Origin of the sequence: Leptospira ilyithenensis, from assembly GCF_004771005.1 — a bacterium.
Classification (GTDB): domain Bacteria; phylum Spirochaetota; class Leptospiria; order Leptospirales; family Leptospiraceae; genus Leptospira_A; species Leptospira_A ilyithenensis.
In genome coordinates, this window is record NZ_RQHV01000042.1 from 107964 (window position 1) to 121636 (window position 13673).

Annotated in this window: 15 protein-coding genes and 4 tRNA genes; 13 read left to right on the top strand and 6 right to left on the bottom strand. The window is 39.6% G+C overall.

Features of this window, described 5'->3' with window-relative positions:
- Nucleotides 1-10 precede the first annotated feature (10 nt).
- On the bottom strand, nt 11-562 hold the full coding sequence (gene folE, locus EHS11_RS07145) for a GTP cyclohydrolase I FolE (protein WP_135763709.1): 552 nt from the start codon (nt 560-562) through the stop codon (nt 11-13).
- Between the two features lie 154 nt (nt 563-716).
- Between folE and EHS11_RS07150 the strand changes: the two genes are divergently transcribed.
- The gene (locus EHS11_RS07150) at nt 717-1814 is read left to right on the top strand and encodes a glycosyltransferase family 4 protein (protein WP_246047655.1); all 1098 of its coding nucleotides are present in this window, start codon (nt 717-719) and stop codon (nt 1812-1814) included.
- 4 nt (nt 1815-1818) lie between these two features.
- On the opposite strand, the gene EHS11_RS07155 is transcribed toward EHS11_RS07150, so the two are convergent.
- The gene (locus EHS11_RS07155) at nt 1819-2082 is read right to left on the bottom strand and encodes a DoxX family protein (protein WP_281282561.1); all 264 of its coding nucleotides are present in this window, start codon (nt 2080-2082) and stop codon (nt 1819-1821) included.
- A gap of 316 nt (nt 2083-2398) precedes the next feature.
- Here EHS11_RS07155 and EHS11_RS07165 point away from each other — a divergent pair, with 316 nt between their 5' ends.
- From EHS11_RS07165 to EHS11_RS07180, 4 genes are read left to right on the top strand one after another with little or no spacing between them, the layout of a single operon-like run.
- Nucleotides 2399-2872 carry a WbuC family cupin fold metalloprotein gene (locus EHS11_RS07165; protein WP_135763712.1) on the top strand — a complete coding sequence of 158 codons (474 nt, stop codon included), beginning with the start codon at nt 2399-2401 and terminating at the stop codon, nt 2870-2872.
- 23 nt (nt 2873-2895) lie between these two features.
- Nucleotides 2896-3846, top strand: coding sequence for a CE1 family esterase (locus EHS11_RS07170; RefSeq protein WP_246047657.1), 951 nt, complete (start codon nt 2896-2898; stop codon nt 3844-3846).
- Complete coding sequence (locus tag EHS11_RS07175; RefSeq protein WP_135763714.1) at nt 3846-4733, top strand: alpha/beta fold hydrolase; 888 nt, start codon at nt 3846-3848, stop codon at nt 4731-4733. The genes EHS11_RS07170 and EHS11_RS07175 overlap by 1 nt, the downstream gene beginning before the upstream one ends.
- Before the next feature lie 36 nt (nt 4734-4769).
- Nucleotides 4770-4982 carry a YgaP family membrane protein gene (locus tag EHS11_RS07180; RefSeq protein ID WP_135763715.1) on the top strand — a complete coding sequence of 71 codons (213 nt, stop codon included), beginning with the start codon at nt 4770-4772 and terminating at the stop codon, nt 4980-4982.
- 46 nt (nt 4983-5028) lie between these two features.
- On the opposite strand, the gene EHS11_RS07185 is transcribed toward EHS11_RS07180, so the two are convergent.
- Complete coding sequence (locus EHS11_RS07185) at nt 5029-6171, bottom strand: class I SAM-dependent RNA methyltransferase (protein WP_135763716.1); 1143 nt, start codon at nt 6169-6171, stop codon at nt 5029-5031.
- 70 nt (nt 6172-6241) lie between these two features.
- Here EHS11_RS07185 and EHS11_RS07190 point away from each other — a divergent pair.
- From EHS11_RS07190 to recR, 8 genes are all read left to right on the top strand, one after another.
- Nucleotides 6242-6325 (top strand) — tRNA-Ser (locus EHS11_RS07190).
- Between the two features lie 11 nt (nt 6326-6336).
- Nucleotides 6337-6424, top strand: a tRNA-Ser gene (locus tag EHS11_RS07195).
- 392 nt (nt 6425-6816) lie between these two features.
- Nucleotides 6817-6890 (top strand) — tRNA-Arg (locus EHS11_RS07200).
- Nucleotides 6882-7334 carry a nucleoside deaminase gene (locus tag EHS11_RS07205; RefSeq protein WP_135763717.1) on the top strand — a complete coding sequence of 151 codons (453 nt, stop codon included), beginning with the start codon at nt 6882-6884 and terminating at the stop codon, nt 7332-7334. Before EHS11_RS07200 ends, EHS11_RS07205 begins: the two co-directional genes overlap by 9 nt.
- A gap of 45 nt (nt 7335-7379) precedes the next feature.
- Nucleotides 7380-7463 (top strand) — tRNA-Ser (locus EHS11_RS07210).
- A gap of 12 nt (nt 7464-7475) precedes the next feature.
- Entirely contained in the window at nt 7476-8948 is a 1473-nt protein-coding gene (gene dnaX / locus EHS11_RS07215) for a DNA polymerase III subunit gamma/tau (RefSeq protein ID WP_135763718.1), read from the top strand.
- A 45-nt stretch (nt 8949-8993) separates the two neighbouring features.
- Complete coding sequence (locus tag EHS11_RS07220) at nt 8994-9338, top strand: YbaB/EbfC family nucleoid-associated protein (protein WP_246047659.1); 345 nt, start codon at nt 8994-8996, stop codon at nt 9336-9338.
- Nucleotides 9331-9924, top strand: coding sequence for a recombination mediator RecR (recR, locus tag EHS11_RS07225; RefSeq protein WP_167884386.1), 594 nt, complete (start codon nt 9331-9333; stop codon nt 9922-9924). Before EHS11_RS07220 ends, recR begins: the two co-directional genes overlap by 8 nt.
- A 10-nt stretch (nt 9925-9934) precedes the next feature.
- On the opposite strand, the gene EHS11_RS07230 is transcribed toward recR, so the two are convergent.
- The 3 genes from EHS11_RS07230 to EHS11_RS07240 all read right to left on the bottom strand — a co-directional run bounded on the left by EHS11_RS07230 (nt 9935) and on the right by EHS11_RS07240 (nt 13650).
- Entirely contained in the window at nt 9935-11473 is a 1539-nt protein-coding gene (locus tag EHS11_RS07230) for a hypothetical protein (protein WP_135763721.1), read from the bottom strand.
- Nucleotides 11474-11479: 6 nt separating this feature from the next.
- Entirely contained in the window at nt 11480-12304 is an 825-nt protein-coding gene (locus tag EHS11_RS07235; RefSeq protein WP_135763722.1) for a substrate-binding periplasmic protein, read from the bottom strand.
- An 86-nt stretch (nt 12305-12390) separates the two neighbouring features.
- Entirely contained in the window at nt 12391-13650 is a 1260-nt protein-coding gene (locus EHS11_RS07240; protein ID WP_135763723.1) for an OmpA family protein, read from the bottom strand.
- Between the last annotated feature and the right edge of the window lie 23 nt (nt 13651-13673).

Sequence of the window (13673 nt, forward strand, 5' to 3'; positions counted from 1 at the left end):
AGACTAAGGTCTAGTGCGATCCGGTTCGAATCAAATCCAGAAATTCGCTTCGAGTAGTAGGATCTGATTTGAAAAGACCTAAAAGACTGGATGTGAACAATTCCGAATTTTGTTTTTCCACACCTCTCATCATCATGCAAAGATGTTTTGCTTTGATAACAACACCTACACCCAAAGGATCCAAAGTCTCCTGAATCGCTTGTGCAATTTGATCTGTAAGTCTTTCCTGAACCTGAAGTCTTCGGGCAAACACATCTACAATGCGCGGAATTTTGCTGATTCCTATAATTTTTTTATTCGGGATATAAGCAACATGGGCACGGCCATAAAAGGGAAGGAGATGATGTTCGCACAGAGAATACATTTCGACGTCCCGGACAAGAACCATGCCTGTGGTATTTTCTTCAAAGATAGCACCGTTGACAAGGGAATCAAGATCAGCTTTATAGCCGCTCGTTAGGAATTCATAAGCCTTTTTCACACGGCTTGGAGTTTTGAGAAGTCCTTCCCGATGCGGATCTTCGCCGATTTGTTTGATGATTCCCTCGATTAAATCTTCCATTCGTGTTTCCCTTTCCAAGAAATAGTATTGCTTGCCTGCTCTGATTCTAAAATCTGAATTCAGAGAAATTACTATCAATTTGACTAGTTTTATTCAGAATTAGATAGGCACATTTCCTTTTTTCAAATTCTTTAGGACATAATCTAATAATACGATGCCTATCAAAGTCGGCTTTGACGCAAGGATGATTGAAAATTCCGGAATTGGAATTCGCATTCAACATATTTTAAAGTTTTGGCCCCTTTCTGAAAAAGATGCCGAATTACATATATTTGGTGACCCAAGTCTTCTTTCCAAACACAATCTACCTTCACATTCCAAAATCATTCCTTATACGGCAAAAATATATTCCATCAAAGAATGGTTAGGTCATCCTTCCATGAAAAAGATGGATATCCTGGACATCCCTCATTTCAACGTTCCGATTTTTTATATAAGAAAATGTATCGTTACCATTCACGATCTGATTCCTTATCATTTTAAAACAGCGCACGGTTCTCTCGTCAAAAGGATCTACATTCAATTTATCTTCCGTTGGATCAAGTGGTTTGCCTTTAAGATCATTGCAGTATCCGAATTTACAAAAAAAGATCTGACCAAGGAATTTCATTACCAAGCCGCACGGGTTTTCGTAATCTACAATGGAATTGATACTGAATTGTTTTCCAAAGGAAAAGCGGCAGAACTATCTTCCTTTCAAAAGAAATACAAACTACCAAAGGATTATATTTTCACAGTAGGGATCGGAAAGGCGCATAAAAATTTTCCATTCTTATTGGAAACATTAGAAGAGATGTGGCAGGACAAATCTTTGAAATTACCTTTGGTGATCGGAGGAATCAGCAAAAAAGTTCCGAACGAACTTTTGGAATTTCAGAAAAAACATAAAACTCTGATTTATTTTCTTCCTCATTTGCCTTACAATAAACTACCGTTAGCCTATCAGGCTGCAAGATTATTTATTTATCCATCTATGTACGAAGGGTTTGGATTTCCTGTTTTGGAAGCGCAAGCTCTGGGAACTCCGGTATTATCTTCTTCTGCAAGCGTTCTGTCAGAAATTTTAAAAGATACAGCCGAATATTTTGATCCTTCCGATAAAGATGATCTTAAGATCAAACTATCGGAAGTCCTAAAGAATCAGAAAAAACAAAAACAACTTAGCAAACTAGGAGAAACCAATTCGAAACGGTTTCTCTGGAAAGATGCGATCGAGAATCTAAATTCGTTATACCGATCCGAAATCGAATGACAAGTTAGTTTGCGATAATAGGATCGGAACTTTGAAAATGAGCGTTCGCTGCAGAAATGAATGTGATTCCTGGTCCGGCGTACGCCCATTCTTTGATTCTTCCCGATATTTGTGGAATTACGAGAACGATTGCCCCGAAGATTTTTGCGATAGCCAATTCAACTCGAAAATAATCGGGAAAGCCCAAGTGTTTGAAACCCTTCGCTACTTGCGGATTTGCAAAATAACCGGAAGCACTGAAAAGCATAAGTGCTGATATGATTCCCAATGAATTGAGGAATTAGGGCGCAGATCACAGAAAAAAGTTAAATTCAGCCAATTTCCCCAAAAAATAGCTTTTATATCGCAAGATTTATCCGAAAAAAAACTTGTCAAGGTACCCCCAAGAACGAGATTGATTCTCAATAGCACCATGATCAAATGTCACTGCGCAGAAGTTTTCTTTGAAGAGATCTTAAATGTTGTCAAAGAAACAAATCGCCCTATACTAGAAGTAGCGAAAGAAATGGGAGCTGCCGATACCTGCACTGCTTGTGTAGGTGACATGCTCCAATTCATTCAAAATGAACTAGAGGGGCTAGAACTTGCAGGACATTCAACTTATAGATAATCATTTAATCCGTACAGTCATTTCTAAAGCGGGTTCCTCTCCGCGAAAACGCACCAATCACAATTTTCACCAATTAACGGAAGTTTACCAAAGATTTCTGAATGTCCTGACGGAAGATACTTTTGTCTCCGTTCACAGACATCTTTCCGATCCGAAGCACGAAACCTTTTTAATTCTCCAAGGAAAGGTAGGTTTTCTCATTTACGATGAAGAAGGAAATATAAAAGAAAAACATCTGCTTTCTTCGGAAGGCCCTGTATACGGAATAGACATTCAACCCGGAGTTTGGCATAACTTGGTTTGTCTAAGTCCCGTAGCCGTTTGTTTTGAAGGAAAATCCGGACCCTATATAGAAAGAACGGACAAAGAGTTTCATTCCAAATATCCAAACGAAGGCGATCCGGAATGTGCTAAGACAAATGAATCTTGGAAAAAACTATTTCAATGATGCGGGTTCTATTTTTTATATTCATGTTTTCTTTTTTCAGCTGTAAAACATTACCGAAGTTCATACCGGTTCAAAGCCACAAATCTTCACACATTACAAGCAATGGAATAGAACGAAGTTTCCGGTATTTACTTCCTCCGAACTACAAAACAAATACCCTTCCACTGATCTTCGTATTACACGGAGGAGGTGGAAACAGTGAAGCGATGATTTACCTGACCAGACTTTCCGAAAGAGTTGACCAGGATCGGTTTATCGTAGTTTACCCCGAAGGTTTTGCCAATAGATGGAACGATGGAAGAGGAATAAAGCATTCCATCACGGATCAGAAAAATACGGAAGATGTTTTGTTTTTTCGGGATATGGTCGCTTATTTCAAAAAAAACTATATGATAGATGAAAGCCGGATTCATGTAGTTGGCTTGTCTAACGGCGGTTTCATGGCACAAAGATTGGCGTGCGAAGCACCGGATATTTTCGCTTCGTCCTTTTCCGTTGCGGCAACCACATCCAAATTCATTTTCCAAAATTGCAGTTTAAACGGCCCATTGTCCATGGGATTTATATTCGGAAAAAAGGATGATATCGTTCCTTATAACGGAGGAACCATTTATATCCCCAAAAATCCATTGAATGATAAAGATAGAATCGGTGCTGGGGAAAGCATCTCCTTTCAGGACAGTTTGAAATTCTGGTCGGAAAAATTGCAATGCACTTCGGAAAACAAACGTTATATCCAAGGACTCAAACAGAAAATCAATAAGGATATTGTACGTTACGATTTCGAATCCGCAAATCCTTCCTTAAAATTAAGAGCCTTTCTTTTGGAAAACGGAGGCCATATTTGGCCTCACGGATTCTTTTATCATAATGATAAAAAATACGGATATCTTTCTGAAGATTTGGATGCATCTTCTGCCGTATTGGATTTTTTTAAAGAAACTCCTAAGACAAACTACCTGGGTGGCAATTAATGTTTTATTCCGAAATTCGAAACAAACAAACAACATTCTCTACTCTGGAAACGGGATCGGGAGAACCCATCCTCTTCCTACACGGATTTCCAGATAATAATAAAACCTTCTCCCAAATTATGGAACCGATTGCCAGACAAGGTTATCATTGTGTAGCGCCAATTATGCGCGGTTACGAACCGAAAACAATCTCCCATTGGTCAAAACTTCATATCAATGATTTGGTCTTGGATATACTGGGGTGGATGGACGATCGGGGTTGGGATCATGTCCATCTGGTAGGGCATAATTGGGGGGCAGTCATTGCTTATGCCGCAGGGATTTATTATCCAATGCGGATTTCTTCCATTACAGCCATCGGAGTTCCACTTTTAAAAAACTATCAGGAAACTTTGATCTGGGCACCTCAACAATCCTTTCATTCCTGGTATCTCCTTTTATTCCAAATTCCCTTTCTTGCCGAACTTACCATTCGTTCCAATCATTTTGCAATGATTGATTATCTTTGGAAAGATTGGTCACCCGAATTATTGCCAAACCAAGATCACCTAGCAGAGATTAAAAACAATTTTCAGAACCCGGGAGTTCTATCTTCTGCTCTTTCCTATTATAGAAATCTGAACGACCTACTTACGGAAACAGGAAGAGAAAGTATTTTGGGAATCCTGGATGCGGTTGTAGGAACCCCAACACAAGTATTGTATGGGGAAGAAGACGGCTGTTTTCATAGAAATTTATTTGAACAATTATTAAAAGATTCGGATTTTCCCCAAGGTCTGAAAAAAAGTGGGTTCGAAAATTGCGGACATTTCCTACATTGGGAAGAGCCTGAAACAGTTGCTGAAGAAATTTTATCTTGGGTTAAAAAAAACAAATATAAATTTTGAGATTCTCCATCGTCTACTTTGGACATGGAGCCGAAGATGAATATAAACCTAGGGATACTTGATCGCTTATTACGTGCATTAGTTGGAATTGTAATCGCAGTTGTCTACTTAACAGGCTCCATCCAAGGCTTTACAGCAATTGTTTTCGCGCCCATCGGACTGTTTTTAATCGGAACTTCCGTAGTCGGATTTTGTCCTATTTATTTTCAAAGAAATCTTTCCACTAAAACAAGAAAGCCGGTAGTGTAGTCGGCAAAAATCGTCAGTTATAGAATCAGCGATCCAAGACGAGTTTTTACCTTTGAACGCTTTCAAACAAAGTAAGCACTTCATAATGTGCTGTTCTGGGAAAAAAGTCTACTAAAACGATTTCTTTGATTTCATAACCGATCTTTTCCAATCCAATCGCATCCCTTCTCAAAGTGCTCGCGTTGCAACTGGAATAGATCAATTTCTTCGGTTTATATCTTTCCATTTGTTCCAATAGCAAAGGATTCAAACCAGCACGAGGCGGATTTATGATCCAGGTCGGATATCCTTTCGGTGCCGGCTCCATTTTCTGAGTGTATAAATCTTTCACTTCATATAAGTAATGATCTATTCCATTCTTGGAAGCGTTCTTCTTTGCAAATTGAATGCTCTTGGGATGACTTTCATACCCCAAAAGAGATTCGATTTTGTCATTTAAACAAATCCCGATAGAGCCTGATCCGCAGAAAAGTTCCAACACCTTTTCCGAATTAGACAACCAAGATCCGATCCGATCGATCCATGGCTCAATTAGAAACTGGTTGATTTGAAAAAAGCCGTTAGGTGGAGCATAAATGGTTTTTCCTTTGATTAAAAACAAAGTATTTTCCTTTTCGTAAGGAACCACTTTGTCCAAAGATATGCGTGCTTGGATGGAATTCGATTTAGATTTTGGATTTATGTTTTGTTTCGGCTTTTTGATTTCGTTCGACAGATTTTTCCATTGGAGTTTCGGGTCCAAATTCATACATTCTTTCGCAGAAGATTCTACCAAATCATGGGAAAATCTTTCGTAAAAACCGGGATTGCCATCTACAATCTGCCATTGCACATTATTTCTGTAATGTGACGGAGAACCGGAGATAAGAGAAATTTGTTTTTTAAAATTTGGAAACAATTCTTTTAAAAGAGTAAGTTTGAGTTCTAACTCCTTTTCATAAGAAATATGACGGTAAGAACATCCGCCGCATTCACCAAACGCCTCACAATCGATCTTGATTCTCTGGGGAGAAAATTCGTGAACTTCCATTACACGACCGAACCATTCCTTTTTCCCATCCTTTTCAATCTCCAATTCTACTTCTTCGCCGGGAATTCCTCCCGTTACAAAAACAGGATGGCCTTCGTGATGAGACAGAGTATAGCCACCGTGAGCCCATTTTTCTAATTTTAATCGAATCTTTTTCATTGGTTTAATCCATGGATTGATAATTCCATTGACACCGCACTCGTATTTACCATAACGGATAGGTACTACTGGAGAAGTGGCTGAGTGGTCTAAAGCAGCGGTCTTGAAAACCGTCGTGGTAATCCCACCGTGGGTTCGAATCCTACCTTCTCCGAAAGTACAAATGGAGACGTGCCTGAGTGGCCGAAAGGAGCGGTTTGCTAAACCGTCGTACGCCTAAAGTGTACCCAGGGTTCGAATCCCTGCGTCTCCGAGATACTAACCCAGATGTCACCCCGGATCAAAGAAATACTCGATCGACTCACCAGATTTCTCAAAACGGAAGAGGCGAAACTCCTCTTTGCCGCTTTGCCTTTGTATTTTTCCTGGGTTCCTATTTTAAGCTTCAACGATCAGATTTTAAAAATCCGTAAATTATGCCTTTATTCAGCAATTAACACCGGTTTATTTTTTACGCTGCTTTTCATAGCTCAGATTTTTTCCCTTCTTCTCTTCGTAGGATCTTTTTTATCTAATTTTGTGCATCTTGTATCAATTCTACTTTATCTTGGATTGTCGGGATTTTTGATTTACTCTCTCCGCTTGAAAAAAACCATTGATATACCCATTCTTTCAGACTGGGAAAAAAAGCTTTCGAGCTTATTTGCGCCCATAGCTCAATTGGATAGAGTATCTGACTACGGATCAGAAGGTTAGAGGTTCAAGTCCTCTTGGGCGCACGAAATTTCTTCGATGCGTTTTTGCATCGCTGGTCCGAGATCAGAAAAAATTTCCCGGCCGAGATTCCTTCCTTCACACAAATTTACTCTGAACCAAACCAAGAACTTATTTCCGAATCATTCAATCATGTCGAATCGGAAAAAAACGCGACCCTTCACAGCGAAATTATCGCCATAGAAGCCGCTACCAAACAATTAAACGAAAAATATTTAACTGATGCGATCTTGATCACTGCATTAGAGCCTTGTTTGCAATGTGCTGGAGCTATACTCCGTGTTAAATTACCAAAGATATATTATCTTTTGCCTGCAAAGCCGGGCGAAGGTATCTCTTCTTACTCTACAGAATCCATTTATCTGCTAAATCATTTCCCAACCATCAGGTTGATTGAAAATTCCGTGATAAAAAATGAATTTCTGGAATTTTTCAAAGAGAAAAGGTAGAATTCTATTGACCGTTTCTTTTTATGGAAGTTCGTAGAATCCATTGGAGAAGTGTCAGAGCGGTCTATTGTGCATGCTTGGAAAGCATGTGTGCCAAAAGCACCCCGGGTTCGAATCCCGGCTTCTCCGAATGGTTCCTAAATGAACGAAAACCACCAAGTCTTATTCCGCAAATACCGCCCTCAGTTCTTTAAAGACGTAATTTACCAAGACCTGGCTGTAGGTTCCCTTCAAAACGCATTTAAAACCAAAAAAATAGGGCATGCCTATATTTTTATCGGACCTCGCGGAGTCGGCAAGACTACAATTGCACGCATTCTTGCCAAACGTCTGAACTGTGAAAATCCGGATGGTGTAGAGCCATGTAACAAATGTTTGTCTTGCACGGAAATTACAAAGGGAAATTCCAATGATGTAATGGAAATCGATGCCGCTTCGAATAGCGGCGTGGATAATATTCGTGATTTGCGTGAAAATGTAAAGTTCAACGCAATGGGAGGAAAATACAGAGTTTATATTCTAGATGAGGTTCATATGCTTAGCAGCGCGGCATTCAATGCACTTCTAAAAACTCTGGAAGAGCCTCCACCTCATGTGGTTTTTATCTTAGCCACGACGGAATATCATAAAATTCCCGAAACCATTCTATCCCGTTGCCAGGATTTTCATTTTAGAAAAGTACCTGTTGCCGTACTTCAGCAGTACGTAGAAACACTTTGTGTTAAAGAAAATTTTAAATTCGATTCGGAAGGTCTCTTCTGGATTGCTAAGAAGGGAGACGGTTCCGTCAGAGATACTCTCTCTTTTATGGAACAAGCCGTCGTTTTTACCGATGGCAACCTAACGGGTGTAAAATTAAGAAAGATGATCGGTTATCATGGAATTGATACTTTCATCGAACTATTAGAAGATATTCTTGATCCCGCACGTTCCGCTAAAATTTTCGAAAAGCTGGAAACATTCTTTCAAGAAGGAATGGATCTGATCAAATTCACTTGGGATTTTTTGGAATTTTTAAATTCCCTTTTATTGATAAAAGACAATCTTGCGGATCGTGAATCTTTAAACATCCCTGTGGAAGATTTGCAAAAACTCAAACTTCAGTTTAGGGAATTGGACCGCGAAGTTTTGATCTTGCTCGCTGAAAATTTATTCCTCATCCATGAAAAAATGAACCAAATGAAACTTCGTAGTTCTTACGAAGTGAAAGTTTATTTGGAGATTCAATTTAGAAAGCTAATCCTCGAAAGAGAAAAACCGTCGGTTTCAGGACTACTTGCTAAACTAGCGGATCTAACGAAACAGATCCAATCCGATATCGGAAATCTTCCGGAAGGAGGGGAAAAAGAAACGGAGACCAGAAAACCTTTAATTCCCGAAGCCAAAAGACCGTCACCTCAGATTCCCACAAACATAAACAAACCGACTTCTGCTTCAGCAGCCCTTGATGAAAAACTTTTACCTTCTCCGCAAGAGACTCCAAAAGCAGCCAGTCCCACACCGGAAGCGGAGACAAAACCGAAAACTTCTGCTGACCCCAATGAAATGGAAAAATTACTCAAAGAAAAGTTTGCCGGTATGGAAGTTGATCCCGGCCAATTTAAAAATTTATAGATCTAATAGATAGGCGCCATGGGAATATTTGATCAAGTCAAACAAATGAAAGATGCATTTTCTCAATTGGGAAATATGCAAGAGAAACAAGCGGAATTGCAAAAACGTTTGTCGGGAATCCGTGTTACCGCTTCTGCAGGAGCGGGTATGGTGGAAATTACCGCGACCGCCGACGGATCCATTACCGATTTGAAGATCAATCCTATCATGTTCAATGCGGAAGACGCAAAGATGTTGGAAGACTTGATCATTTCGGCGACTAACGAAGTACTTCGCAAATCAAAAGATGTAATGGCTCATGAAGTGAAAAATGTTCTTGGTTTCAATCCCAAGGATATAGAAGAAATGATGAATCAGATGAATCCCTCGGGAGGAAATCCTTCTGTCTGAAAATCAATTCCAGAAATTAGTCTCCTCCTTTTCCATTTTGCCCGGAATCGGAAAAAAAAGTGCCACTCGTATAGGATTTCATGTCCTCCGAATGGAAGACTCTACATTTCAATCCTGGTTGAACGGACTTAAGGAAGCACGGGAAAGGCTGCATTTTTGTCAAATCTGCGGTGGTTTGACGGAAGAAACAATTTGCGATATTTGTGATTCGCCTAAGAGAGACAAGACGATTCTATGCGTTGTAGAGCAGCCTGAAGATATTTTTTTTATAGAAAATACGAAGGAATTTTTCGGAACATACCATGTTCTGAACGGTTCGATTTCACCTTTGGACGGAATCGGTCCCGATCAACTCAGAATCAAACCTTTGATGGAAAGATTGGAAGAATCGGACATCAAAGAAGTCCTAGTTGCCACCAATCCTACGTTAGAGGGAGATGCAACTGCTTCCTATTTATCGCATTTGATCAAAGAAAGAGAAATCAAAGTGACTAGGATTGCGCATGGAATCACAATCGGTGGAACAATCGAATATTCGGACCAATACACCCTTGGAAAAGCGATCAAGTCCAGACTGACTCTTTAAAATTCTTATTTTAAAATCTATGTTCGAATGTTACGAACGCTTCCCGAAGCACCCTACCATATTTCGAATCCAATAACACAAAAAGCGCATCGCCCGCAACGTAATAGCCCGATCGAAATATAATCTGAAAGTCGGATGTAACATTATAACGAACATTCAAGTTGTATTCCATTCCCATATAAGTTGATGTTTTGTAACCGGCCCATTCGTTAAACTCCCGATTGATTTTAATCTCAGGAGATTTTGTAGCCCAAAGTTGATAGTATCCTAAAGTGAATTGGTAAGGGCCGAAAGCGATGATGTTGGTAAAAAAACCATATTCATTCAAACCGGAAAAACTGGAACCGTTGAACAACGCATAACCACCTGTAAAGTCAGTAGCGATATTCGAAATGGAAAATCCCGGTGCCAACGTTCTATATCCGTTTCCTTTCAAATTTGCTTCTTCTCCGTTCTTATCATAGCCTGGCCGACCCGTAGTCCCCAATGCAATCAGGTTGAAATTCAAAGATTCGTTCCATCTATAGGTAAATTGAAAATCATACATACCACCTTTGATGGCATGTCTTCTTGTCGTGTTATAATAAGTAATTTGGTTATCATCCACAAGAGGAGTGAGTTTTTTCACAATACCGGCGTTATAGATTCCGTGAACGACAAAGGAAAAAGTTTGGAAATTGAATTCGTTATGAAAACCATGCCAGAACAAACGTGAGGTCTCACCATCCGTTTTGTCATTATCATCCAAGTAATAACTGTAGATTTCATTTCTTACATTGCGGAAATATTCAATTCGCATTTTATTATAAAAGATATTGGAACTCTGATAATTTTTATCCGCAAATCCGTTCTTATCCACATCCAAAAAACTTTGGTCTTTTGCTCTTAGAATTCCACCTTCCCAGGAAAGTCGAAGAAATTGAAAATTTTTCAATACGCTTACCCCGGTTCCCGTTGAAAACAAAACCCTGCCTTGGGCACTGGAAAACAATTGTTGCCCCACTTTGATAAATAAGGCCGATTCGGGGATTCTGAAATTCAAATACAGAAAGTTTGTTTGTACGTTTACTGCAGAAGTCCTTCCTCTTTCGCCTCCGGAACCAGGACCGATCACACCAGGATCAAATCCGTCAGGGCCGGTAGATTGAAGACCTTTTCCTCCGAAAGGAATGTCTCCCACTTGCATTCCCCAAATTCCTTCCACATATTTCCCCGAGGAAAAGCTCATATTGTAAAGGAACCGGGTGTCATAATAACTTACATCTTCTTTACGCGGTGTTAGTTGAGAAGGCTGCCCCAGCTTTCTTCTTTCCAGATCTTGTGCAATCGCTGTGGCATCCGATTGGACTCTATCATTGTGTTCTTTTTCAGGATCTTTTACGAGAGTAATAGGCGTTGTACGATTCAAAAGAACATCCCTTCCCACGTTTGTAGCTCTTACCCGGAAGGATCCGTTAAAGTTCAAAGAAGATTTCTGCGACTCTTCCTCTTGTGCAAACAAAGCGGAAGCAGATAGAACCAAAACAAAAAATAAAAATAATCTTTTCATTTCCGATTATTCTTGTTTTACCCACTGGTTAGATTTGAAATATTTACTAACTAACTTTTGCATATTTCCGGTTCGTTTGTATTCTTTGATGAAAAAATTCAAATGATAAATGAATTCCAAATCTTTCTTCGCCACTGCCATGCTGATATGATCTTCCTGAACTACTCCTAAAATAGGAAGATACGAAGCACGAAGCGAAGGTTCTTTTTGCAATAATGCTTGTATATAAAAAGAATCCGCAACAAAACAATTAACATTGTTTTTCTTTAACTCGTTCAATGCGGCTTCGCTGGTGAAGTAAGAATACACTTGCGCTTTGGGAAATGTTTCTTTTAAATAGTGATGGTTTGAACTATTGGACAGTACTGAGTAGGATATACCCGCTACGTTTTGCAAATCACGCAAGGTTCGAAAGAGTTGTACGGTTACAATCTGTCCTTCCGGCTCCGGTGGCAAACTAGATCGACTAACCAAACCAGCGGGTGTGGATATCAAATAAGGATCTGTAAAATATACATCTTTGAGCCGGGCAATGGAAGAAGAAAATCCCCCCAGAGCAACCTGGGTATCTCCTTTTTCCAAAGTGCGGGCATGTTGATCAAAAGTTCGTAAAGGAATGATGCGCAGATCCGCATCCAAGAATTTAGCATATTCTTGTGCAAGTTCCACATCCAAACCGGGATAATCCGGCAATGGATTTTCAATATAGAAAGGATCGTAAAATTCACTTACGGAAACTGTAAGAAGTTTCGTTTTTTTAATTTTGTCCAAGGTAGGACTTGCCTGGGCAAAAATAGGAGAACTTAACAACAGAATGAGCGAAACTAACATTGTTTTTTCGCTCGCTACGTATTTGAAATTCGTAAAAACCACTTTCCTTGATTCCCTTCTAAATTGGAAAAGGAATCAAGGAAAAATTAATTCTCTATCAATACAAATTCCGTTCGGCGGTTCTTGCGAGAAGATTCTTCGTCTGATTTGTTAATCAATGGTTCAGTTGGCCCCTTTCCATCCGTTTCCAAACGTTTCACATCCACACCTTTGGAAATAAGATAATCTTTCACTGATTTTGCCCTATCCTTGGAAAGGACCATATTATCTTCAAATGTTCCAGTGATATCCGTATGGCCGATGATTTTCATACGAACTGATTTATTTTCATGAAGATAATCAACGATTGAATCCAAAGGTGGAGTGGATTCATTTTTTAATTTTGCAGAAGCTCTTTCAAAGTAAATGTTATCCAAGGAAATCCGTTTCTTTTCCACTAACATTTCTTCAATGACGTTTTCTTTCTTTGGAATAGAGGCGGTATAAATATCAAAAGATCTGTTTTCAACCCTTCTGCAAAATACAAATGTTTTCTTAACTTGCTGATAAACGATATAGGCTTCATCCGCTTCCGAGTTGATTCCTTCTCCTAAATTTTCCAGGTCGGAAAATTTGCCGGAGTCATGTTTTATCATATAAAGATCATATCCTCCGAAACCTCCTGCACGATTGGAGGCAAAGAATAAAATCGTTCCTTCATCGTTCCACGCAGCTGCGATCGTTGAATTGGAATCATTGATAGGATCTGGCAAAGGAGTAGGTTTGGCCCAAGAATTTCCGTTTCGTTTGGATATAAAAATTTTTGCCTTATCTGGCTGTCCGAACGGGTAACGCGTAAATAATAAAGTATCACCTAATAGATGGGGATTTTCTTCTATCTCCTCGGTATTGATAGAAGAGGGCAGAGCTTGGGGCTTGCCCCATTCTTTTCCCTGCCACTGAGAAATATAGATATCTCTGGATATTCCTACTTTGCCCGTCGGCAATTCCACTTCCACAGCTCCATCCCGGTTGGAAGAGAGTAACAATGTTTTTCCATCCCTTGAAATAAAAGGACTTTGATCGTCAAACTCCGAGTTGAGTTCCTCCACTTCTTCAGGAAAGGACCATTGACCATCTTTCTCGAGATTACTCTTGAATATATCCGTATAACTCGTATTACTTCTTTTGGAGTAAAAATAAAGAGTTTTGGCATCGGGAGTAAGAGTAGGTGCAAACTCCTGAAAATTGGTGTTGATTTTACCTTTGATGGGTTCTACGATGATGGGAGAAGTTTCTTTGTTTTGCGAAAAGACCGAGATTCCCGCAAAACAAAGCGCAAATACCAAGAAAGTTGATTTCAACATGGAGACCTCCCTGGTATCCGCAT

Bases quoted from the DNA above. Each gene is read 5' to 3' on its own strand.
- folE (WP_135763709.1), bottom strand. From the start codon at position 562: ATGGAAGATTTAATCGAGGGAATCATCAAACAAATCGGCGAAGATCCG.
- EHS11_RS07150 (WP_246047655.1), top strand. From the start codon at position 717: ATGCCTATCAAAGTCGGCTTTGACGCAAGGATGATTGAAAATTCCGGA.
- EHS11_RS07170 (WP_246047657.1), top strand. From the start codon at position 2,896: ATGTTTTCTTTTTTCAGCTGTAAAACATTACCGAAGTTCATACCGGTT.
- EHS11_RS07175 (WP_135763714.1), top strand. From the start codon at position 3,846: ATGTTTTATTCCGAAATTCGAAACAAACAAACAACATTCTCTACTCTG.
- EHS11_RS07180 (WP_135763715.1), top strand. From the start codon at position 4,770: ATGAATATAAACCTAGGGATACTTGATCGCTTATTACGTGCATTAGTT.
- EHS11_RS07185 (WP_135763716.1), bottom strand. From the start codon at position 6,171: ATGAAAAAGATTCGATTAAAATTAGAAAAATGGGCTCACGGTGGCTAT.
- dnaX (WP_135763718.1), top strand. From the start codon at position 7,476: ATGAACGAAAACCACCAAGTCTTATTCCGCAAATACCGCCCTCAGTTC.
- EHS11_RS07220 (WP_246047659.1), top strand. From the start codon at position 8,994: ATGAAAGATGCATTTTCTCAATTGGGAAATATGCAAGAGAAACAAGCG.
- EHS11_RS07230 (WP_135763721.1), bottom strand. From the start codon at position 11,473: ATGAAAAGATTATTTTTATTTTTTGTTTTGGTTCTATCTGCTTCCGCT.
- EHS11_RS07235 (WP_135763722.1), bottom strand. From the start codon at position 12,304: ATGTTAGTTTCGCTCATTCTGTTGTTAAGTTCTCCTATTTTTGCCCAG.
- EHS11_RS07240 (WP_135763723.1), bottom strand. From the start codon at position 13,650: ATGTTGAAATCAACTTTCTTGGTATTTGCGCTTTGTTTTGCGGGAATC.